This is a genomic window from Arthrobacter pascens, assembly GCF_030815585.1.
Classification (GTDB): domain Bacteria; phylum Actinomycetota; class Actinomycetes; order Actinomycetales; family Micrococcaceae; genus Arthrobacter; species Arthrobacter pascens_A.
Genome location: NZ_JAUSWY010000001.1, coordinates 4,086,420 through 4,108,482 on the forward strand (window position 1 = coordinate 4,086,420; position 22,063 = coordinate 4,108,482).

At 64.7% G+C, this 22,063-nt stretch carries 20 protein-coding genes; 14 read left to right on the forward strand and 6 right to left on the reverse strand.

Features of this window, described 5'->3' with window-relative positions; all coding sequences use genetic code 11:
• Nucleotides 1-121: 121 nt before the first annotated feature.
• The 4 genes from QFZ30_RS18895 to QFZ30_RS18910 all read left to right on the forward strand — a co-directional run bounded on the left by QFZ30_RS18895 (nt 122) and on the right by QFZ30_RS18910 (nt 4,183).
• A complete protein-coding gene (locus tag QFZ30_RS18895) occupies nt 122-1,234 on the forward strand; it encodes a substrate-binding domain-containing protein (protein WP_307078852.1) in 1,113 nt (370 codons plus the stop codon).
• Between the two features lie 30 nt (nt 1,235-1,264).
• Entirely contained in the window at nt 1,265-2,311 is a 1,047-nt protein-coding gene (locus QFZ30_RS18900; RefSeq protein ID WP_307078854.1) for an ABC transporter permease, read from the forward strand.
• A complete protein-coding gene (locus QFZ30_RS18905) occupies nt 2,308-3,102 on the forward strand; it encodes an ATP-binding cassette domain-containing protein (protein WP_307078856.1) in 795 nt (264 codons plus the stop codon). The genes QFZ30_RS18900 and QFZ30_RS18905 overlap by 4 nt, the downstream gene beginning before the upstream one ends.
• A 112-nt stretch (nt 3,103-3,214) precedes the next feature.
• On the forward strand, nt 3,215-4,183 hold the full coding sequence (locus QFZ30_RS18910) for a carbohydrate kinase family protein (RefSeq protein WP_307078858.1): 969 nt from the start codon (nt 3,215-3,217) through the stop codon (nt 4,181-4,183).
• Between the two features lie 196 nt (nt 4,184-4,379).
• On the opposite strand, the gene QFZ30_RS18915 is transcribed toward QFZ30_RS18910, so the two are convergent.
• From QFZ30_RS18915 to QFZ30_RS18925, 3 genes are all read right to left on the reverse strand, one after another.
• Nucleotides 4,380-6,002 (reverse strand): CocE/NonD family hydrolase, encoded by a 1,623-nt coding sequence (locus QFZ30_RS18915; RefSeq protein ID WP_307078859.1) that lies wholly within the window; start codon nt 6,000-6,002, stop codon nt 4,380-4,382.
• 44 nt (nt 6,003-6,046) lie between these two features.
• Entirely contained in the window at nt 6,047-6,661 is a 615-nt protein-coding gene (locus QFZ30_RS18920) for a TetR/AcrR family transcriptional regulator (protein ID WP_307078861.1), read from the reverse strand.
• A gap of 243 nt (nt 6,662-6,904) precedes the next feature.
• Nucleotides 6,905-7,657 (reverse strand): GAF and ANTAR domain-containing protein, encoded by a 753-nt coding sequence (locus tag QFZ30_RS18925; RefSeq protein ID WP_307078863.1) that lies wholly within the window; start codon nt 7,655-7,657, stop codon nt 6,905-6,907.
• A gap of 228 nt (nt 7,658-7,885) precedes the next feature.
• On the opposite strand from QFZ30_RS18925, the gene QFZ30_RS18930 reads away from it, so the two are divergent.
• A complete protein-coding gene (locus QFZ30_RS18930) occupies nt 7,886-8,338 on the forward strand; it encodes a DapH/DapD/GlmU-related protein (RefSeq protein ID WP_307078866.1) in 453 nt (150 codons plus the stop codon).
• A 40-nt stretch (nt 8,339-8,378) separates the two neighbouring features.
• On the opposite strand, the gene QFZ30_RS18935 is transcribed toward QFZ30_RS18930, so the two are convergent.
• Nucleotides 8,379-9,350, reverse strand: coding sequence for a serine hydrolase domain-containing protein (locus tag QFZ30_RS18935; protein ID WP_307078868.1), 972 nt, complete (start codon nt 9,348-9,350; stop codon nt 8,379-8,381).
• A 10-nt stretch (nt 9,351-9,360) separates the two neighbouring features.
• Nucleotides 9,361-10,716 (reverse strand): aspartate aminotransferase family protein, encoded by a 1,356-nt coding sequence (locus QFZ30_RS18940; RefSeq protein WP_307078870.1) that lies wholly within the window; start codon nt 10,714-10,716, stop codon nt 9,361-9,363.
• A gap of 182 nt (nt 10,717-10,898) precedes the next feature.
• Here QFZ30_RS18940 and QFZ30_RS18945 point away from each other — a divergent pair, with 182 nt between their 5' ends.
• On the forward strand, nt 10,899-12,416 hold the full coding sequence (locus QFZ30_RS18945; RefSeq protein WP_373462862.1) for a PucR family transcriptional regulator: 1,518 nt from the start codon (nt 10,899-10,901) through the stop codon (nt 12,414-12,416).
• A gap of 95 nt (nt 12,417-12,511) precedes the next feature.
• On the opposite strand, the gene QFZ30_RS18950 is transcribed toward QFZ30_RS18945, so the two are convergent.
• Nucleotides 12,512-14,110 carry a CoA-acylating methylmalonate-semialdehyde dehydrogenase gene (locus tag QFZ30_RS18950; protein WP_373462863.1) on the reverse strand — a complete coding sequence of 533 codons (1,599 nt, stop codon included), beginning with the start codon at nt 14,108-14,110 and terminating at the stop codon, nt 12,512-12,514.
• Nucleotides 14,111-14,647: 537 nt separating this feature from the next.
• Here QFZ30_RS18950 and QFZ30_RS18955 point away from each other — a divergent pair.
• The 8 genes from QFZ30_RS18955 to QFZ30_RS18990 all read left to right on the forward strand — a co-directional run bounded on the left by QFZ30_RS18955 (nt 14,648) and on the right by QFZ30_RS18990 (nt 21,990).
• On the forward strand, nt 14,648-15,280 hold the full coding sequence (locus tag QFZ30_RS18955; RefSeq protein WP_307078875.1) for a GntR family transcriptional regulator: 633 nt from the start codon (nt 14,648-14,650) through the stop codon (nt 15,278-15,280).
• Between the two features lie 6 nt (nt 15,281-15,286).
• Nucleotides 15,287-15,880, forward strand: a complete 594-nt coding sequence (locus QFZ30_RS18960; protein ID WP_307078877.1) for a short chain dehydrogenase — start codon at nt 15,287-15,289, stop codon at nt 15,878-15,880.
• 305 nt (nt 15,881-16,185) lie between these two features.
• Complete coding sequence (locus QFZ30_RS18965) at nt 16,186-17,037, forward strand: substrate-binding periplasmic protein (protein WP_307078879.1); 852 nt, start codon at nt 16,186-16,188, stop codon at nt 17,035-17,037.
• Nucleotides 17,038-17,087: 50 nt separating this feature from the next.
• Nucleotides 17,088-17,825 (forward strand): amino acid ABC transporter permease, encoded by a 738-nt coding sequence (locus QFZ30_RS18970; protein ID WP_307078881.1) that lies wholly within the window; start codon nt 17,088-17,090, stop codon nt 17,823-17,825.
• The gene (locus QFZ30_RS18975; RefSeq protein ID WP_307078883.1) at nt 17,822-18,691 is read left to right on the forward strand and encodes an amino acid ABC transporter ATP-binding protein; all 870 of its coding nucleotides are present in this window, start codon (nt 17,822-17,824) and stop codon (nt 18,689-18,691) included. The genes QFZ30_RS18970 and QFZ30_RS18975 overlap by 4 nt, the downstream gene beginning before the upstream one ends.
• 29 nt (nt 18,692-18,720) lie before the next feature.
• Nucleotides 18,721-19,971 carry an NAD(P)/FAD-dependent oxidoreductase gene (locus tag QFZ30_RS18980; protein WP_307078885.1) on the forward strand — a complete coding sequence of 417 codons (1,251 nt, stop codon included), beginning with the start codon at nt 18,721-18,723 and terminating at the stop codon, nt 19,969-19,971.
• Nucleotides 19,972-19,999: 28 nt separating this feature from the next.
• Nucleotides 20,000-20,917: a dihydrodipicolinate synthase family protein gene (locus QFZ30_RS18985; RefSeq protein ID WP_307078888.1), complete on the forward strand. Its 918-nt coding sequence runs from the start codon at nt 20,000-20,002 to the stop codon at nt 20,915-20,917.
• A complete protein-coding gene (locus QFZ30_RS18990) occupies nt 20,914-21,990 on the forward strand; it encodes a proline racemase family protein (RefSeq protein WP_307078889.1) in 1,077 nt (358 codons plus the stop codon). Before QFZ30_RS18985 ends, QFZ30_RS18990 begins: the two co-directional genes overlap by 4 nt.
• Nucleotides 21,991-22,063 lie beyond the last annotated feature (73 nt).

Genomic DNA, 22,063 nt, shown 5'->3' on the forward strand with positions numbered 1-22,063 from the left:
CGTTGTCATTACTTTGTCCTTCACCATCGAATTTGTCTTGACTCTACCCTGTGACGCTGGTTACATGATGCATGACATCGTTGTCAGGCACGGGACGTGCCACAGATAAACAGGAGATTCAATGTTGACTTCCAAAGCCCCGCGCACCATCGCCCACCGACTGTTCGCCGTCGGCGCCGTCCTGACCCTCGGCACGCTAAGCCTCACCGCCTGCGGCGGAAATTCCCCAGCCACTTCCGGCAGCGGCTCCGGCGAGAAGGTAGGCGTATCCCTGATCGTCAAGACCACCAGCAACCCGTTCTTCGTTTCCATGCAGGACGGCGCCAAGAAGGCCGCCGACGCCGAGGGCGTGGACCTGAAGCTCGCGGCCGGCAAGGCCGACGGCGACGAGGACACCCAGATCCAGGCCATCGAAAACGCCATCTCCAAGGGCGACAAAGGTATCCTGATCACCCCGAATGGCCCTTCCGTGGTGGATGCCCTCAAGAAGGCCAAGGACGCCGGCCTCTTCGTCATTGCCCTGGACACCCCGCCGGACCCTGCCGACGCCGCGGACATCACCTTCGCAACCGACAACTTCGCCGCCGGTGAACTGATCGGCAAGTGGACCGCCGTGCAGCTTGGCGGCAAGAAGGCCACCATCGCCCTGCTGGACCTCTTTGACGACAAGATCGTCTCCGTTGACTACAAGCGGGACCAGGGCTTCCTTACCGGGCTCGGCATCGACACCGCGGACGCCAAGAAGAACGGTGACGAGGCCAAGACCGGTAAGTACACCGGCGGCAAGGGCGGCGAGTACGAGATCGTCGGCAGCCAGGCCTCCCAGGGCAACGAGGACGGCGGCCGCACGGGCATGGAGACACTGCTGGCCAAGAACCCGAACATCAACGTTGTCTACACCATCAACGAGCCCGCAGCCGCCGGCGCCTATGAGGCACTGAAGTCCGCAGGCAAGGAAAAGGACGTTCTGATCGTTTCGGTCGACGGCGGCTGCGCCGGCGTCAACAACGTGAAGTCCGGCGTCATCGGCGCCACCGCCCAGCAGTACCCCGTCAAGATGGCCGAAATGGGCGTCAAGGCCATTGTCGAACTGGCCAAGACCGGCAAGAAGCCCGCCAACTCCGAAGGCCTGGACTTCTTCAACACCGGCGTAGAGCTTGTTACCGACACTCCTGCCGAAGGCCTGAAGAGCATCACCACCTCCGACGCCAGCCAGATCTGCTGGGGCAAGTAAGCGGCCAACAGAGAATCCCAGGAGTAAACCGTGACCCAGCAACAGACCGCAGGCCCGCCCGCCGCAGGGCAGGCCGACCCGGCCGAGGAATTCCTCGACCGCCGGACACCGCTTAGCCGCATCCGCAACGTCCTCCACCGATACCCCGCGCTGAGCCCCGCCATTGTGCTGCTCGTCGCAGTGGTGGTGTTTGGACTCCTCAATGACAGGTTCCTCCGGGTTGAGAACCTGTCACTCATCACCCAACAGGTGTCCGTCGTGGGTACCCTGGCAATCGCGCAAACCCTCATCATCCTTACAGCGGGCATCGATCTGTCCGTTGGCGCGGTGATGATCCTCGCCTCCATGGTGGTGGCGCAACTGTCCGTCAGCAACGGCATCCCTGGCCCGCTTGCGCTCGTAGTGGGACTGGTAGTGGGGCTTGGCGCAGGTGCGCTGAACGGGTTCCTGGTCACCAGATTCCGGCTGCCACCGTTCATCGTCACGCTCGGAACCCTCAACATCTTTATCGCCCTCACGTTGCTGTATTCGGGCGGTTCCACCGTCCGCGGCTCCAGCATGCCGGGGCTGCTGACCTGGATGGGGAGCACCTTCCCTGTTGGCCCGGTCCGGATCTCCACCGGTGTGGTGATGATGCTCCTGCTGTACATCGCGATGGCATTCATCCTCGGCAAGACCGCCTGGGGCAGGCACGTCTACGCGGTAGGCGATGACAAGGAAGCGGCCCGCCTAGCCGGCATCCCGGTCAACCGCGTCCTTATGAGCGTGTACCTCGCGGCGGGAGCGGTGCTGGCCATCGGCGCATGGATCCAGATGGGCCGGACGAACGCAGCCAGCCCCAACGCCGGGGTGGACCTGAACCTGGACTCCATCACCGCCGTCGTGATCGGCGGAACCAGCCTCTTCGGTGGGCGCGGCTCCGTGTGGGGCTCGCTCCTGGGCGCGCTGATCGTGGGCGTGTTCCGCAACGGACTCTCCCTCGCCGGGCTGGACGTGCTCTACCAGACCCTCGCCGTTGGCGTCCTCATCATCCTCGCTGTGTCCATCGACCAGTGGATCCGAAAGGTGAAATCATGACCGCCACTCACGTGGAGCCAGCCGGAACCGGCGTCCGCCAGCCCATCCTGCAGGCCAGGAACCTCGTCAAGACCTTCGGCCGCGTTGTGGGGCTGGACGGTGTCAGCCTGGACCTCTACCCCGGCGAAGTCCTGGCGATCATCGGGGACAACGGCGCCGGAAAGTCCACCCTGATCAAGTGCCTCACCGGTGCCGAAATCCCGGACTCGGGCGAGCTGCTGGTGTCCGGCCAGCCGGTGCACTTCAAACGCCCGCAGGATGCCCGGGTCCACGGCATCGAAACGGTCTACCAGAACCTGGCCGTCTCGCCGGCCTTGGATGTTGCCTCCAACCTCTTCCTGGGCAGGGAAGAACGGCTCCCCGGCCCGTTGGGCAAGATCTTCCGCGTCCTGGATACCAAAGGGATGCGCCGCAAAGCCAAGGAAGAGCTGACCAGGCTTGGCATCTCCACCCTCCAGGACGTGACGGTGCCGGTGGAAAACCTCTCCGGCGGCCAGCGCCAGGCTGTCGCCGTGGCCCGCGCCGCAGCGTTTGGCTCCAAGGTGGTGGTCCTGGACGAGCCGACGGCAGCGCTTGGCGTCCGGGAATCAAACCAGGTTCTCCAACTGGTCAGGGACCTCCGCGACCGGGGACTGCCCGTCATCCTGATCAGCCACAACATGCCGCACGTGTTTGATGTGGCGGACCGGATCCACATCCAGCGCCTCGGAAAGTGCGCGGCCACCATCACGCCGCAATCACACACCATGACCGATGCAGTGGCGATCATGACGGGTGCCGCCACAGCCTGACCCCTGCAGAACCAAGGTCATCAACAACCGGTTCCATCAACAAACCAGCTCCATCCCCAACTCCGTCCGCGGGCCTGCCTAGGCCCGCGGACGGCTCCATGAAAGGCGCTCCGTGCTCACGACCTCTCCCAACGGGACCAAACCAGCCACCCCCACCACGCCCGACGTCGTTGTTATCGGCGAGGCACTGGTAGACGTTGTCACCTCCCCACAGGGGACCGTCGAGCATCCGGGCGGATCACCCATGAACGTTGCGTACGGCCTGGGCCGTCTGGGTATCACCACTGCCTTGCTGACGTCACTCGGGGACGACGCCCGGGGTGCGGCGATCGAAGCCCACCTCCGGGGCGCCGGCGTCGAGCTCCTGCCCGGCTCAAAGTCCGCAGGCCGTACCGCCTCCGCCACCGCCACGCTCGCTCCTGACGGCTCCGCCAGCTATGAATTCGACATCAGCTGGGAGCTTGCACCGGTGGCCCCCGCTTACCTGCCCAGAGTGGTGCACACCGGATCCATCGCCACCTTCCTGGCACCCGGTGCCGCCGCGGTCAAAGCCCTGTTGGAGCAGTCCCACCGGGAGTGCATGGTTACCTACGATCCCAACATCCGGCCGGATCTCTTGGGAAGCCAGGCCGAAGCCCGGTCCATCTTTGAGGACCTGGTCCCGCTGACGGACGTGGTCAAGCTCAGCGATGAGGATGCTGTGTGGCTCTACCCACACCTCAGCCTGGAGGACGCTGCGGCCCGGATTCTCGGGCTTGGCGCAGGGCTGGCCGTGGTGACGCGCGGCGGTGAGGGCTCGCTGCTGGCAACCCCTGCCACCAGTCTGCACATTCCTTCCATCCGGTCCGTGGTGGCGGACACCATCGGCGCAGGCGATTCCTACATGGCTGCGCTGATCTACGGGCTCCTGACGCGCGGCACGGAAGGCCTGGGACTTGAAGTCCTGGAAAGCCTCGGCCGCACGGCGTCGAAGGCTGCTGCGATCACCGTCCGCCGGCCGGGCGCGAACCCGCCCACATCCGCGGAGCTGATGGCAGACCTTCCGGCGGCAGAGGTGGCGGCTCCCGCCGTCGCCAGCTGACAATGAACAGCTCCACCTCAACCTCTAACGCCACGACGGAGTGACGCCGGCACACGGTAGGCCGGCCGGAACGCTGCGACGGCGAGGGCCGCAAGGGCTGCCGCCGCGCCGATGCCCATGACGACAAACGCCGACTGTGAGGGAATCCGCACTCCACCGGGACCGGTGGTCTGCTGAGCCGCTGGAGGCGGGGCGGCTACGGGTTCCCGGATCCGGCCGTGCTCCGGACCGGGAGGATGACCGCCGAGGGATGCTCCGGGCCATAGTAGACCGCCTGGTCCGCCGCCAGGAGCGTGGTGGCGGTGGCGCGGGGTTCACCGGTACCGGGATTGCGGGCATAGCGCGGGAACGAGCCGCTGGAGACCTGGACCCTGATGCGGTGGCCACGCTTGAAGCGATAGGCGGTGGGCCAGAGTCGGACAGCGGCGCAGGAGAGCTCATCCGCGCCGGACAGGCTGGTCAGCCCGTCACAGATGTTATGCGAGCGGCCGTCGGGGCCGACATCACAGAGCCGGACGAAGACATCGGCGTTGGCGAGGGCCGAACGGAACCAGATATCCGCGCTGACCTCCCCGACGATCTCGACGTCCTCGTCGAGCACGGCCGTGGTGTAGGTGAGCACGTCCGCACGGGCCTCAAGGGCCGTGTTATCGACACGTCCGCCATTGCTGATGCTGATGCCTCCGGCCGCCGGCGTTGGGTGCGCCGGGTCGTAGCGATACGTGTCGGCCGCCGATTCCGCCGCAGGCTCGGTGGACAGCGCACGGTCGGGTTGGAGGTGGAACGGCCGCGGCTCGTAGCCCTTTGGCGGCCAGGAATCGAAGTCCCGCCAGGCATCCTCACCCATCACGAACAGCCGCACCTCGGCCCGTTCCTGAGGCTGCTCGCCGCGTGCGTGCGGGAGGCCGAACTCAAGGGCCTCCAGAACCGGGACGTTGTTGAACTCCGAATGCGTCCAAGGTCCGACGGTCAACCGTGCCGGCCGCCCGGCTTCCTGTAGTGCCTGGAAGTCCCGGAGCTGACCGGGGAGGAAGATGTCGTACCAGCCGCCGATTGAGCTCACCGGCACCTTCACCCCGGCCACCCGGTGGGAGTGGTCGACGTCGGCCCAGTACTCGTGTTTTGCGTCGTACGCCAGGATGTCCTGAATGTATTTGGAGCTGTGGCCGATAGCCGCGACATCGGCCCGGTTCAGTGGCAGCGTGTGAATCGCGCGAGCCGTTTTCTTCGCCTGGCTACGGTTCCTCAGCATCGCCCAGGGCCGCTCCTGGACGGCAGTCAGGACGCCCCATTCGAACGGAAGCTCAAGCGACATCCCGTCCTCGCGAAGGAACTCAAGGGTCAGCGCGGACTCGGTCACGTGCGGGATCATGGCCTTGACCTGCGGCGGCAATTGGTCGGCCACCGCCCACTGGACAAATCCCAGGTAGCTCGTGCCCACCAGCACCATCGAGTCGCCGAACCAGGGCTGTTTCACGACCCACTCAAGGGTGGCCATGCCATCCTCGCGCTCCTGCCGCATCGGGTCCATGGTCCCGCCCGAGCCGAATCCGCCGCGGACGCTCTGGATCAGCACCTGGAATCCGCGCTCGGCCAGTGGCCTGGCCATTGCAGCTCCAAGGATGCCGGCCCGGCCATACGGGGAGCGCAGCAGGGCGGTGGGCAATCCTTCGCCCCCGCCCCGCGGCGCCCATCTGTTGGCCAGCAGTTCCACGCCGTCTGGCATGGGCACACACAGGTCCTTTTGCACGACGACGTCGCGGGTCAGGGGCGGCGGCAGTTCGAGCTTGCGCTGAAGAATATGGCTCATCAGGTTCATTGGTCTGGCTCCTTGTCGTGGGCCGGCACCGGGCGGGCTGGCATCTAGCGGGCTGGCATCGGGTGCGGCGGCAGCGTGTCGGTGGCAGCTGGCATCAGCCGCACCAGCCTGTCCGTGAACTCTTCAGGGTCCAGCGGTTCCGCACCCTCGACCACCCAGGTATTGACGAGGGCGGCGCCGCCGCCGGTGATGAACGTGGCAAGGTCGTCTGCCCCCTGCGGCTCGAGGGTCCCGCCAAACATCTCCTGGACAAGTTGCCTGTTGATCGGGAAGAGCAGGCCGGTTAGTGATTTGTTCAGCGCATACGCGCAGGAGCTGGTCAGCACCGCCCGATAGAACGCCCGATGGTGCGCGAAGTGTTCTACCAAGGCGAGCGCCCCGTCCCGTCTGGACGGCGAAGTGCCGGCATCTGCAAGGCGTGGCAGCAGTTCCCGTGTGGCTAGGTCGAGGGCAGATTCCAGCAGCAGCCTGTCGCGATCGCCGAAATGCTGGTACACCACAGGTCGGCTGACATTCGCGGCTTCGGCGATATCCGAGAGGGGAACATCAGCCGTGCCCCGCTCAGCCACCAAGGCGATGGTGGCCTGCATCAGCGCAGAGCGCGAACGCCGGATCCGGCGGTCCTGAGTGGGGACGGTGGCTGCAGGGTCTATCTCCATACCGAGATACTATACAGCTGTAAATTAACTGGCAAGTGTCAATTACGAGCAACGGGCCCCGCCTGAAGCGATCCCGTAACGGCAGCGGCAAGTTCAGGCTCCTCGCCCAGCCCGGTGCCGCCGCGACCGGGTGCTGGTCGAAAACGTAGTCTTCTGGAGGGAACCCATCCGCGGGAGCCGCCGTCGGACGTTTCCGGCGTTCCGGGTCCCTTCCAGGGTCCTCCGCCGTTAGTGAGCGGCCAGCTATTCGTCGAAGTATGTGACCGTGGTGGCATCGCCTGAGATGGAGGAGAGGACGCGGGCCGCCACTTCGGAGAGCTTGATGTTCCGGGTGTTGGAGGCATGCAGCAGGACCTTGAACGCCTCGTTCTGGCTGCAACCGTTCTGCGCCATGATGGCCCCGGTGGCCAGATCAATTACCGTCCGGGATTTCATTGCGGCACTCATGTCGTCCCGGGTGTCCTGCAGCTGGCCCAGCCGTAGCGCCAGCTGCAGGCCCTTGGACGCCTGCTCGGCGAAGGCCTCCGTGCTAGCAATGGACTGCCCGCTGAAGGCGTGAGGCAGCTCGCTGTAAAGGGTCAGCACTGCCCGGCTGGGGCCCTCCAACTGCAGCGGAACGCCAATGACAGACAGTATCCCCAGTCCTTTGACCGCCTGGACATAGGCGGGCCAGCGCCCTTCCAGCCTCAGGTCCGGGACCAGCACTGTCACCATGCCGCGCATGGCCGTCAGGCATGGCCCGTCCCCGTACTTGTGTTGCAGCTGGTCCATGGCGTGGGCACATGGACTGCTGCTGGCCACTGTAGTGGCCTTTTTGTGCCTGATGACGGAAATCCCGCAGGACACCTCGCGTCCAGGACTGCTGAGGCGGGCAGCGGAGTACACAGCCAGCTCGTCCAGGAACTGCCCCACTTCAGGGCTGTCCAGCACCAGGTCCTGAAGGTGCTGGGCAACATCTGTAAAAACTTCATGATTCGATACGTCGGCAGCTACCACGGTCCCCCCTGAACACATGGCGTGACCGAAAACCAAGAACCAGTCACGCTTTGCCGCCTACTGCAAAGACGGTTAATACAGCTTACCCCCCGGAGAATTCACGGCAGAATAGCGGGCGCCGCCGGGGAATCATCCCTGGTCCGACGGGAATCCGTCCGGCTCCCGCACCGTTAACCCTTATGCGAGGGTAATCCGGGGTATTACTCCCGCCTTGGATAAGGAACGGAATTGAGCAGGAAGATTGAATCAGTAGAAGACGACGCCGGCAAGGTCACCCGCTACGTGCGGCACGCCAACGGAGGGGGACTGATCGGCGCAGGGGCCCACGTCGCTGACAGTGCACGCGTCGGTTCGATGACCTATGTGGAGCCCGGCGCGCGCATCGGTTCCGGCTCCCGGGTGGGGCATGGAAGCTGGATCGACCGTGGGGCGCAGGTTGGCGCCCGGACGGTCATCGGCGACGGCGTGTATCTGGGTCCGGGAACCCTCATCGGTAACCGGGTCCACATCGGCAGCCATTCGCGCATCGGAGCCGGCGCCCTCATCGACCATGGGACGCATCTGCATGCGGATACCACCGTGCCCGACGGCGGACACGTCACGGCGGACTCAAAACCGCGGCGCCGGGCCTCGGCAGAGAAGCGTCCGCCCCGAAGGCCGCATCACGGACTGGCTGCATAAAGCCGGAGCTGCAGTCTCCCCAATCCTCCGTACCGGTGGCTTAGCCCTGTGACGTGAGCCCGGTCAGGATCCTGAACGCGTGACGGTCCAGGGATCCGGACACTGCGGATAACAGCACAACGCCGGTGCCTGCGTCCCTGTCCAGGCCCATCCACGAACAGAACCCGCCGGTGGCTCCGTTGTGCCAAGTAATGGTCCGGCCCTTGGCCTCCAACGTCATCCAGCCAGCCCCGATGCGTGCCGCCGGGCCGGCGAAGTTGGCCACCGGGTCCAGGGCCGAAGTTCCCGGCGCGGAACCGTCGAGGAGGGCGCGGGCAAGGGCGGCCAGGTCGCCAATGGTGGCGAGGATGCCGCCTGCCGGTCCCAGCGCTTCACCTACCCAGGGTTGCAGGGCGCTGCCCCGTCGGCTGGTGCCACTGAGGGCGTGGGGGCCGAGTTCGCCGGCGGCGGCGGGAACGTACATGGAGGTCAGGCCCAGGGGATTGCGGAGGCGGTCGGCCAGCAGTCCTTGGAAGCCCAGCCCCGCCCCGGCCGCCACCGCGTGGCCAAGGAGTTCGAACCCGAGGTTCGAATACCGTGGGCGCGGTGATTTAAGCCGGACCGTCCGGGCCTGGAGCAGCAACTCCGCCAGCGTCTCCCCGTACGGGTTCCGGCCGTGCCGCCATAGTCCGTACGTGCGCTTCCAGGTATCACCGGCCTGAGGCAGCCGTGGCAACCCCGATGCATGTGTGCTCACGGCGGCGAGGGTCAGGTGTGCTGCCGGGCAGTCGGCCAGAGGCAACATCTCCCCCAACGCCGTGGACGGACGGACTTCTCCGCGGTCGCAGGCGTCGGCATACAGGAGCCCGGTGATCGCCTTCGAAATGGATCCGATTTCAAAGTCTGCGTCCGCTGGAACTCCGCTGCTTGCGGTGGTTGTTTCGCCCCTCACCACGGTGGCAACGGCAATCCTCGGATGACGGCGCCCCAGCCCGCCCAGTAGCTGTGCAGTCCCAGCGGAATCGAGTTGCATGCTGCCTAGGCTACCTGCCGGCAGGACCAGCGGCGGTGAGGCCCTGATCGTAGATGGCCAGGGCCACAGCTACTTCCTCGGCCGTCACAACGGCGGGCGGGACCACGTGGATGCGGTTGTCAGCGATGAAGGGCAACAGTCCAAGACGGAGCAGTTCTGCCTTGAGACGGCCCATGTATTCGGCAGTGACGGGAGTGCGGGTGGTCCGGTCCTGGACGAGTTCGAGTGCCCAGAAGACACCCCTGCCGCGGACCTCGCCGATTACGTCGTGCTTTTCAGCCAGCGAAGTCAGGCCCGGCTCGAGGTGCTGGCGGCCGATCCGGGCGGCGTTGCCGATGATGTCTTCCTCTTCGAAGGCTTCGATGGAAGCGACTACGGAGGCTGCAGCGAGGGGGTGGCCGGAGTAGGTGAGGCCGCCCGGGAAGACCCGGTCGTCGAAGGTGGCGGCAATGTCGCCGGAGATGATGACGCCGCCGACGGGGACGTACCCGGAGTTGACGCCCTTGGCAAAGGTAATGAGGTCCGGGGTTACGTTGTGGGCGTCCAAGGCGAACCAGTCGCCGGTGCGGCCAAAGCCGGCCATGACCTCGTCGAGGATCATCACGATGCCGTATTCGTCGCACAGCGCACGTACGCCTTCAAGGTAACCGGGCGTCGGGACCAGGACGCCTGCGGTGCCGGGGACGGTCTCCAGCAGGATCGCCGCGATCGACTGGGGGCCTTCGGCCTGGATAACGCGGCGCAGGTGGTGCAGTGCGCGTTCGGTTTCCTGCTCCGGGGTCTGGGCCCAGAACTCGGAGCGGTAGAGGTACGGGCCGAAGACGTGCACGTGGCCGCGGGCGTATTCGTTGGGGATACGTCGCCAGTCGCCGGTGGCAACAATCGCGGCGCCGGTGTTGCCGTGGTAGGAGCGGTAGCGGGAAATGACCTTGTCGCGTCCGGTGTGCAGGCGGGCCATACGAATGGCGTTCTCGTTCGCGTCTGCGCCGCCGTTGGTGAAGAACACCTTGTCCATGTTGGCCGGCGCGTGGGACAGGACCTTGGCTGCGGCAATCCCGCGGATGTGGCTGGCATGAGACGGCGCCAGGGTGGCGAGCGTAGTTGCCTGCTGGGCAATTGCCGCGATGACCTTGGGGTGCTGGTGGCCGATGTTGGTGTTGACCAACTGGCTGGAGAAGTCAAGGTACGTGTTGCCGTCGTGGTCCCAGACGGTGCTGCCCGATCCACCGGCGATGACCAGGGGGTTGAGGGACTTCTGCGCGGACCATGAATGGAACACGTTCGCCCGGTCCAGGGCGACGGCCTCTGCATTGGTGACCGCTGCCTTGGCGGCTGCTTGGTCCAGGACTGGTTGGCTGGCGACCATGACGGTTCCTCTCGGGGGAAGGATTGTTGGAGTTCCTTCATCATCCGGTTCACCTCTCCCCTGATGCGCTATACGTTTGTACAATCAGTCCATTCCCATTCGACGTTTTCACATCCATGAGGTCCGTTATGCCGCCAAGTCTGAACGAGCTTCTCCGCAGCCGAACGCTCAAACTCCGGCTCGTGGCGCCCGAACCTGGGTCGTCCCTGCTGGATGAGCCCATCATGTGGGTGCACAGCTCCGATCTTGAGGATCCCACCCCGTTCCTGGACCCCGGACAGCTGCTTCTTACGGACGGCACGCAGTTCCCTCAAAATACGACGACGGCGGACCCGGCCGCCGGGAGCCCGCTCCCTCCAGCGCCGAACGGCAAGGGCTACGACGAGTATGTGCGCCGGCTGGTGGAGCATGAAATCAGGGGGCTTGGCTTCGCAACGCAGGTGATCCACGGGGCGCTGCCGCCAGGACTGGAGGAAGCGTGCCGGAAACAGGGTTTGCCGCTGTTGGAAGTTCCGGACCGCACCCCGTTCATCGCGATCATCCGCATGGTGGCCGATTACCTGGCCAAGGAAGAGCACGCCCGGGCGGAATGGTCGCTGCAGGCGCAGCGGGCCATTTCCCGCGCTGCGCTCCGCCCTGACGGACTGACCTCGATCCTCGGCGAACTCGAACGCCAGCTCCACAGCTGGGTGGCACTGTACGACGCCGCGGGAAACTACGTCCGGATGCCAAGGAACCGACCCGTTCCTTCAGGCATAGCCAGCGAGGTGAATACGGAAGTCCGGAATGCACTGGACCTGGGCACGCGCTCTGCCTCGCATCTGGAAATCGAAGGCCAATCCGTGACACTCCAGACCTTGGGCCGCAAGGGCGGCCTCCGCGGAGCCCTTGTCCTGGGTGCCATCGAGCCGCTGGACCCGGCCCGGACCGACATCGTCAACAGTGTGATCGGCCTGGCCAGCCTTGCCCTCGAACAGGCCCGCACGCTGGACACCGCGCGGCGGCATCTGCGTGCGGGCGTGTTTGAACAATTGCTGGCGGGCAGCACCGACGTCGCGCTGAAAACGGCCCGGCAGGTGTGGGGCCAACTGCCCCGCGAACCGTTGCTGGTAACGGCGTCGCGGCAGGAGAATCCGACACCGAACCTGCTGGAGGCACTGGAGCTGCTGGCCGATGACTACCGTGGTGCTGTGTTCTACGCCCTGCGGGGCGAGATGCTGGTGGTCCTCGCGGGGCGGGCCCACCAGGACAAGGTCCTTGAACTGCTCCAGCGCCACGGCGCTCCGTGCGGTATTTCCGCCGAGGCAACGATGGAAGGACTGCCGGGTGCCGTGGAAGAGGCGGGCCGGGCACTGCGGCGGGCAGCGGAACTTGGCCGGCCGATGGTTGAGTTTTCGGAGTTGTCCGAGAGCGGAATGCTGGGGCTGCTCCGGGAGGCGAAAGCAGGTCCCGTGGCCCGGGGCTTGCTGCAGCCGCTGATCGCCCACGACGAAGCTGAAGAGACAGAGCTGCTGGCCACGGTCCGCGAATGGTTCGCGAACAACTGCGTCTGGGACAAGACGGCAAGGCGGCTGGGCGTTCACCGCCATACGCTGCGCAATCGAATCGACGCGGCCGGGAGGATCCTGGGCCTGAACCTGGACGGCATGCGCGACCGCTTGGAGCTGTTCGCCGCGGTGCAGTTCCTGGAGGAGGGATAGCCGCTTTAGGGGCGATATCTGCGAGAGGGTCTGAACAACAGGAGAGCCCCCGGCATTTGCGTTGCTGCCGGAGGCTCTCCTGGCTGGTTTTTGCCCTAGTTCTGCGGGAAGCCCAGGTTGATGCCGCCGTGGCTCGGGTCCAGCCAGCGGGAGGTGATGGCCTTTTCGCGGGTGAAGAACTGGAAGCCCTGCAGTCCGTACGCCTTGGAGCTGCCGAAGATGGAGTCCTTGAATCCGCCGAAGGAGTAGTAGGCCACAGGGACCGGGATGGGCACGTTGATGCCCACCATGCCCACTTCAACCTCGTTCTGGAAGCGGCGGGCCGCACCGCCGTCGTTCGTGAAGATCGCTGTGCCGTTGCCGTAGGCGCCGGAGTTGATGAGGTCCAGGCCCTCCTCGTAACTGCGGACACGCACAACAGACAGCACAGGCCCGAAAATCTCTTCCTTGTAGGCACGGGAGGCGACCGGGACGTCGTCAATAAGCGTCGGGCCGAGCCAGAACCCGTTGTCGTCGCCGTCCACTGCAATGCCACGGCCATCCACCACCACGTTGGCTCCATCGGCGATGGCGACGTCGATGTAGGAGGCCACCTTGTCACGGTGCTCGCGGGTGACGAGCGGCCCCATGTCGCAGTTGCGCCGGCCGTCGCCGATCCGCAGCGTTGCCATCCGGGAGGTGATCTTTTCAATGAGCTCGTCAGCGACGGGTTCGACGGCGACCACAACACTGATGGCCATGCAGCGCTCGCCAGCGGAACCGAAGCCGGCGTTGATGGCGGCGTCGGCAGCCAGCTCAAGGTCGGCGTCGGGCAGGACCAGCATATGGTTCTTGGCACCGCCAAGGGCCTGGACCCGTTTACCGTTCCGTGCCGCGGTCTCGTAGATGTACTGGGCGATCGGGGTGGAACCAACAAAGGAAATTGCCTTCACGTCGGGGTGCCCCAAAAGCCCGTCGACAGCTTCCTTGTCGCCGTGGAGAACGTTGAAGACGCCGTCCGGCAGCCCCGCCTCGCTGAACAGTGCTGCGAGCCAGTTGGCCGCCGTCGGGTCCTTTTCGCTCGGCTTCAGGACCACGGTGTTGCCGGCGGCGATGGCGATGGGGAGGAACCAGAGCGGCACCATCGCAGGGAAGTTGAACGGGCTGATGATACCGACGACACCGAGAGGTGACTTGGTGGAGTACACGTCCACGCCGCTGGAGACGTTCTCCGAGTGCTCGCCCTTGATCAGGTGCGGGAAACCCGTAGCGAGTTCGACAACTTCCTGGCCGCGGGTGATTTCACCCAGCGCGTCCGAAACCACTTTGCCGTGCTCGGCGGTGATGATCTGCGCCAGTTCACCCTTGCGCTCGTTCAGCAGTTCACGGAAGCGGAAAATAATCTGTTGGCGCTTGGTGATGGAGAGGTCACGCCACGCCGGGAAAGCTTTTTGTGCCGAGGAGATGGCGGATTCGATGTCACCGGCGTTGGCCAATGCCACATGCTTGGTTTCGATGCCACGGGCGGGGTCGAAGACCGGGGCCGTTCGGTCACCTGAGGAAGATGCTTCTTCTCCCCCGATCCAATGGGACAGCACGGGAAGTTCTTGATTGACTGACACGCTTCTTCTCGCTTTCAGGTTGTCGGTCGGGGACGCCAGGAGCGGCTTGTTAGCCACCCTAGCCCGGTGACGCTTACGGCGGACGCCTGACATTTGTCACGTTCCAGTCGCCGTACTCGACATATGTATATGACGCAACGGAGGACAAAGGGAAATACGGTGTTGCCCATTAGAAGCCCTATTTCAGGAGTCCACATGAAAAGACGCTGCCCCGCCGTCCTCGATCATGCCCAGGCAAGCACCCTCGCCGTTCGCACGGGTGAGCATTGCCCTGAGAGCGGCTGGTGGTATCCGGTCCAAGCCCGGCGGGCGGGCCTTCCCATGGCGACGTCAAGGTTTGTTGGCCAGGGAAGCGTCTTGCCGGCCGTTGGGGGCTCACCCTCTCTCTGGCTGCCCACTCGCAGCTGATTGGGCACCGGCACTCCGGCCACCCACTTTCCAGTCACGCCTTGCCCCGACCATTTACGCGCGCGCACGTAAGGTGTAGAGTTTGTCTGACAATCTGCAATTTTCGCAGTGATCGAACATCTAGCAATTGGGGAAGCCATGGCGGAAACGCAGCTGTCACCAGAGCCTGCAACCCTTCCAGGAAGGGTTGCGCCGGTCGCCTCGGTATCCCGCAGGGACGGCGTGATTAATGAAATCCGACGTGCCGTGGTCCTCGGGTCGATCAAGCCGGGCGAAAAGCTGACGGAAGTGCAACTCTCGGAGTGGCTCAGCGTCAGCCGGCCCACGGTCCGCGAGGCCCTCAACCAGATGGCACAGGAAGGGCTGTTGGTCCAGGAGCCCTACCGCGGGCTCCGGGTAGCCACCCTGGACGCCGCCGCCATCATGGATCTGGCAAACACCAGGATGGCCCTGGACATGCTCGCGGCCGCCGCCATCGTCGACGACGAGTCCGGGCGCCGAATGCGCATGGTTGAGGACGGTTGGCGCGAGTACAGCCGGCTGGCCATGGACCCGGACCCGGTGGTGCAGCACGAAAACCACGTTGCCTTCCACCGAAAGATCTGGGCGGCATCGGAGAACGCCTTGTTGCTGCGCCTCTGGCCGGTCACGGAGGCCCACGTCACCATCATCCTCGCGCAGGACCAGGCGACCCGCGCCGACCCTGCGCGTGCGCACCGAGTGCACGAGAAGCTGGTGGAGGCCATCCGGACCAAGGATATGGACGTCATCAAAAAGGCCTTCACGGAACACACGATCGACAGCGCGGAGGAACTCATCGCGCTCTTGGGCCCCACACTGAGTAAGGAGAAATAACAGCAAATGAAGGTTCTCATTGTTGGCGCCAACGGCCTGCTCGGTTCCGCTGCGGCCACCGCGCTCAAAGAACGCCACCAGGTCATCGAAGCCTCCCGGTCCAGCGACATAACCGTGGATCTCGCCGAGCCTGACTCCATTCGGCGGATGTTTGAAGAAGTCGGCACCGTGGATGCCGTGATCTCATGTACAGGAGCTGTCCCCTTCAAACCACTGGCCGATCTCACGGAAAAGGATTTCAGGTCGGGCATCGATGACAAAGTCCTGGGCCAGGTCAACCTGGTCCAGATCGGAGCGGACCACGTCTCTGATGGCGGCTCCTTCACCCTGACCAGCGGCGTCCTGGCCCGCGAGCCAATCCTGACCGGCGCAGCAGCATCGCTGGCCAACGGCGCCCTGGAGTCTTTCGTCATGGCCGCCGCTGCGGAGTTGCCCCGACGCATCCGCATCAACGCAGTCAGCCCCACAGTCCTGGCCGAGGCCACCGGGTACCACGAGTTCTTCCCCGGCTTCTCCCAGGTACCGGCAGAGACAGTCGGCCGGGCCTACGTGAAGTCCGTGGAAGGCATTCAGACAGGGCAGATCTACGCCCTGGACTAGCTTCATCCCCACCCGCAACCCCCCGGGGGCTGGCCGCCAACATTGGCGGCCAGCCCTCTTTTTTGCCCTTTTTCAAAAAAAGTACTGGACGTGGTGCGGCTCACAGGGTTAGTGTTTACACACAGATTGTTTGACAAACAAACAACCAAACCACCACTGGCGGCCACCACTGTGGCCCCCTTCCCCGAAGACCTACGGCGCAAAGCGCCTCTTGGGCCGACGGGTATTCATTCAGCTGGCGGCCCAGGTATAAATCAGAAGCCGCCGCGGGCCGGCAACCCGTTTCCCGTAAAGAGGGTTTAACCATGACCAAAACAAGCAAGATCGTCCTGGCAGTTCTCGCCATTGCTGTGCTGTCCGTTGCCGCAGGCTTTTTCGGCAGCGGCTTCCGCGGCAACAACGCATCCGCCTCGTCGTCCGGTTCGGCGCAGGGCACGTTCATCGAGGAAATCAAAAAGCGCGGAGAGCTCCGTGTCGGCGTCGCAATCGCTCCCCCCATGACGGTCCAGCAGCCCGACGGCACGCTGGGAGGCCCCAACCTGATCCCCCTGGAGGAACTCGCCAAGCAGCTCGGCGTGAAGCTGGTTCCCGTTCCGGCCGAATGGAAGAACATCGTGGCCGGCCTACAGGCCAACCGCTATGACTTCGCAGCAAACCTGGATTACACCGTGGAGCGTTCGCTCGCGATCTCCTTCACGAACCCCGTCTACGAGTACCCCGGCGTGTTCATTGTGAAGGCAAATTCGCCCCACTCCACTTCCGAACAGATCATCCAGAGCGGCGGCCAGATCGCAACCGCCCAGGGTTCAGCCCCTGAAGCGACGTTGAAGGGCCTCACCTCCAACATCATGGCCATGGATTCCTACTCGAATGCGATCTCGGCCATCCAGTCGGACCGGGCCGTTGCAGAGTTCGCTGATCTGCCCACGGCGGAGTCCCAGGCGCAGGCGGACAAGTCGCTGAAAATCGTTGTGTCGGAGCCCGAAATCTACTCAGGCACGGCCGCCTACGGCGTTCCTGCCACCATCGACAGCCGTTCGCTGCAGATTGTGAACATCGCCATTGAGCGTGCACAGAAGAGCGGCACGCTGGCTCAGGCCTACGCCAAGGTCAACTACTTCGAGGTGGACAACCTCGGGGACCTCCTCAAGAAGTGACGAGTAAAAAAGTGACCTGCCAAGAGACCCTGCCAAGGAGCTAGGACGTCATGAACTATAACTTCGACTGGGACGTGGTTGCCCGGGCATTGCCTGCAATGATGCAGGGCCTGGGCATCACCCTCCAGATCACACTCATCACCATCGTCATCAGCATGGTGCTCGCCGTCCCTGTGGCGGTGGGCCGTATGTCAAAGATCGAGGTCATCCGCTGGGCCGCCCAGGGATACATCGAGATCTTCCGCTGCACGCCGCTCCTGGTCCAACTTTTCTGGATCTTCTACGCGCTGCCGGCCCTGACCGGAGTGACCCTCCCGGGTTACGCCTCGGCGGTCATCGCGCTGACGGCCAACCTCACCGCGTTCATGGCCGAGACCTACCGAAGCGGCTTCCAGTCCGTTCCGGTTGAGCAGGTCGAAGCAGGCAGGATGCTTCAACTGAGCCGCTTCCAGCAGCTCCGCTACATCATCGTCCCGCAGGCCATGCGCCAGCAGCTACCCGTGATCCTGTCCCTGAACATCTCCCTGTTCAAAGACACGGCACTGGTTTCCACGATCGCCGTTGCTGACCTGATGTTCATCTCGAACACCATCTCCGCCCAGAATTACCGCGCCTTGGAGATCTTCACCCTCGCGGCGCTGATCTACTTCGCCATCGCTTTCCCCGTCTCACTGATCACCAGTTCCATCGAGCGGCGCATGCAGAACAACGCCGCAATGGGCGGCGCGTCCCGGACCGGGCTCCTGGCCCGCATGATGCCCGGCTCCCGTGTGGCGGTGACACGATGAGCAACGCCGCAGTCAGTCCGCAGCTTCCCACCAACTTCCAGCAGAAGGACAATGAAGTGAGTGAACAGAAGGGCATCCGGTTGACAGCGCCGGAGCACACCGCGGGCAAGGCCGGAAACGGCCAGGTCCTGGTGGAAGCCCGCGGCCTCCAGAAGAGCTTTGGAGCCAGGAAGATCCTCCGGAATGTGGACTTCCAGATGAACAAGGGCGACATCACGGTCATCATCGGCAAGAGCGGCTCCGGCAAGTCAACGCTGTTGCGGGCACTCGCCGGACTCACGGACCCCGACGACGGCGAGATCGTCGTTGACGGACAGACAGTTTTCGCCGATAAGCAGCGCACCAAACTATGGGATGGTGTCCGGTCGGAAGTGGGCATGGTCTTCCAGACCTACACCCTCTGGCCGCACATGAACGTTCTGGACAACCTGGTTCTGGCGCCGCGCAAGGTCCGCGGCGCCAACGCCTCGGAGTCCCGGGAACGTGCCGAAGCGGCCCTTGCCGAAGTTGGCATGGCCGAGCACATCCTCAGCAGGCCCACACAGCTCTCCGGCGGTGAACGGCAGCGTGTGGCAATCGCCCGAGCCCTGATGATGAAGCCCAAACTCCTGCTGTGCGATGAGATCACGTCGGCCCTCGACCCACCCGTCGCAGCCGAGGTCCTCGACGTCCTCCGCCGTTTGAAGGAGGAGGACGGCATCGCAGTGGCTCTGGTTACCCACGACATGGCTTTCGCTTCCAAGGCCGCCGACCGCGTGGTCTTCTTCCACGACGGCGAAATCGCCGTCAACGCCACACCGGCAGCGGCGTTCAATAACAGCGACAACCAGGACCTGAAGAAGTTTGTAGACGCCGTCCGGTTCTAGGCCCGGGACGGACAATGAAAGGAAGTACAGTGCACACCGTTGTAATTGGCGGCGGCGTCATCGGCCTGACTCAGGCCTACCACCTCGCCCGCGAAGGCGAGACCGTCACCGTCATCGATGCCAGGGCCACCGGCCTGGGTGCCTCCGAAGTCAACGCCGGGTGGATCGTCCCGGCGGAGGCGGCACCCGTGCCGGGACCCGGCGTCGTTCTCCAGTCCCTTAAGTGGATGCTGCGGCCGGACAGCCCGCTCTATATCCGCCCCTCCCTACAGCCGGACTTCCTGAAATTCATGTTCGGGATGTGGCGCCGGTCCAATTTCCAGGACCAGCGGGCCGGCTTCGAGGGACACCTGCGCCTGGCCCAGCACACCATCGAGACCTTCGACGAGTACCGCGCCGATGGCATGGACTTCGAAATGCACAGCGAAGGCCTGCTCATGGCCTTCACGCAGAAGGAGAACCTGGAGCACCACCTGGACAACCTGGATCTTCCCAAGGCGTTTGGCCTGGACCCGCAGGTCCTGGTGGGCGACGACGTCCGGAACCACGAGCCGCTGCTCACGGATGCGGTTTACGGCGGCATCTACTTCCCGCTGGAGCGGCACGTGGATCCCGGGGCCATGGTGACGGCGCTCCACAAGCGGCTTGTCGAACTGGGCGTGCAGATCGTCGAAAATTCTCCCATTGACCGCGTCTCAAGGAACGGCAACACCGTCACGGCCGTGCACAGCGGTGAGCAGACGTTCTCTGGCGACCGGTTTGTACTCGCCTCAGGCGCGTGGACCGGCCCCCTGTCCAAGCTCTTCAAGGAACCGCTCCCGGTCCGGCCCGGCAAGGGCTACAGCGTCGAAGTTCCTGCCTACGGGCTGCGCGGCGCGGTGAACCTCTCCGACGCCAAGGTGGCCGTGACTCCGTTCAACGCCCGGCTCCGCCTTGCGGGAACCATGGAATTCGGCGGCCTGGACGAGAAGATCAACCAGGTCCGGATCGACGCCATCCTGCGGGCGCCCCGCACGTACTTCCGCGGCTGGCAACCGCCAACCGAGGCGGTGACGCCAAGGGCTGGCATACGCCCCATGACGCCCGACGGCATGCCCGTGATCGGTTCCCTGGGCAGCCTCAGCAACACCTATGTATCCACAGGCCACGGCATGCTCGGCGTCACCCTGGCACCGGGCAGCGCGGCAGCCCTGACCGACCTCATCCTGACAGGCAGGAAGAGCCCGGCCCTGCTGCCCTTCACCTCAGCCCGTTTCCTTCGCCGCAACCACGCGGCCTGAAGCTTTCCTCATCGAAAGGACTTACAGAATGTCATCACGTACCAAGAAAGACCTCCGAGGCATCCTCGTCGCCGTCACCACCCCGTTCACCGAGGACGGCAGCGCAGTAGACGAGGCCGCCCTGCAGCGCCAGGTGGAACGCCTGGTCTCGGCCGGCGTCCACGGACTCGTCCCTACGGGCACCACGGGCGAATTCACCACACTTTCGGCAGCGGAATACCGCCGCGTCATCGAGCTCTACGTCAAGGGCGCCGACGGCCGCATCCCGGTGGTCGCCGGCATCGGTGCGCTGTCCACGCAGGGCGCGATTGAGCTCTCCCAGCACGCCGAGACCGTCGGCGCCGACGCCGTGATGCTGGTCCCGCCGTTCTACGACCCCCTGGACTTCACCACCCTCAAGTCGTTCCTGTCCGCCGTGGCCGGTTCCATCTCCATCCCGATCGTCTACTACAACGTTCCGGGTGCAACCGGCGTCAAGCTCGGTGCGGAAGAAATCGCCGAACTCGGTGACATCGACGGCATCGACTATCTCAAGGACACCTCGGGCGACGCCGTCACCCTGGCGGACCTGCTGGCTTCCCGCACGGACCGCATCAAGGCGTTCAACGGCTGGGACACCCTGACGTTCTTCGGCATCGCCAGCGGCGCCGAAGCTTCCGTGTGGGGCACCGCCGGCGTGGTGCCGGAGCTTGCCGTGGAGTTCTGGGAAGCGCTGGCCGAGAAGAAGGACCTGGACCGCGCCCGCGAGCTGTGGAAGCACCTCTGGACCATCAGCGACTTCCTGGAGTCGGTCAACTACGTGGCCGGCATCAAGGCAGGCCTGGAACTCATCGGAGAACCGGTTGGTCCGGCGCGGCTGCCCATCCTGCCCCTTCCCGCCGAAGATCGTGAACGCTTCGCGGGTATCCTGCGGAACGCCGGAGTGCTCCCGGCAGTAGCAGCATGACCTCGCGCTCCTCCATCAGGCTCGCCCTCGACGCCATTGAGGTGCATGCAGAGGGCGAGCCGGGGCGGATCCTGACCTCCGCCGCCGGGCTCGTCCAAGGCGAGACGATGGCGGAGCGCCTGCAGTACTGCAAGGAGAACCTGGATGGGCTGCGCCGGCTCATGCTCCACGAGCCGCGCGGCTACCCGGGACTCTGCTCGGTGATTCTCCTGCCTCCAGTGAACGAAGGCTCCGATTTCGGCATCGTCGTCCTGGAGCAGGGAGGATTCACACCCATGTCCGGATCCAACACGATCTGCGCCGTAACCGCGGTGCTCGAGGCCGGCATCGTGCCGGTCCGGGGGCCTGAAACCACTGTGACCATCGACACCGCGGTTGGTGTTGTAACAGCGGTTGCCAAAGTTCACGAGGGCAAGGTCCTGTCCGTCACCGTCGTGAACGTCCCGGCATTCGTCGTCGAACTCGACTTTCCGCTGGAGGTGCCGGAGCTCGGCACGGTTCCGGTCGACGTCGTGTTCGGTGGCCAGTTCTTCGCCCAGGCCAAAGTGGCCGACGTCGGCCTGGAACTGCACCCGGACAACGGCCGGGAGCTTGCACGGGCCGGCGCGCTCATCAAGATGGCCGCGCTGGAGCAGATCCGGGTCAGCCACCCGGATAACACGCACATTTCCGGCGTCAACCTGGTCATGCTCCACACCGGAGATCGTGTGCCTGGCCGGCAGGACCGCAACACCGTGGTGCTGTCCAACGGCAAGCTCATTCCAAGCGACCCGTCCACATGGACCGGCGCACTGGATCGCTCCCCCTGCGGCACGGGAACCAGCGCCCGCATGGCGGCGCTGCACGCCCGCGGCCAGCTTGCTGTCGGTGAGGATTTCTCGCACCACAGCATCATCGACAGCGAGTTCATCGGCCGCCTGACAGGTACGACGACGGTCGGCGGCACGCCGGCTGTCCTGCCGACCATCACGGGCCGGGCCTGGGTCACGGGACACAGCCAATGGGTCCTGGACCCCGCCGACCCGTTCCCCTCCGGGTACACCGTGGGCGACATCTGGGCGCCGGGCGCCTAAGGCCCTCACGTCTCACGCGGAAGGTTGCCCGGTCTCCCCCGGGCACCCGATGCCGCCATGACCACTTATCCAA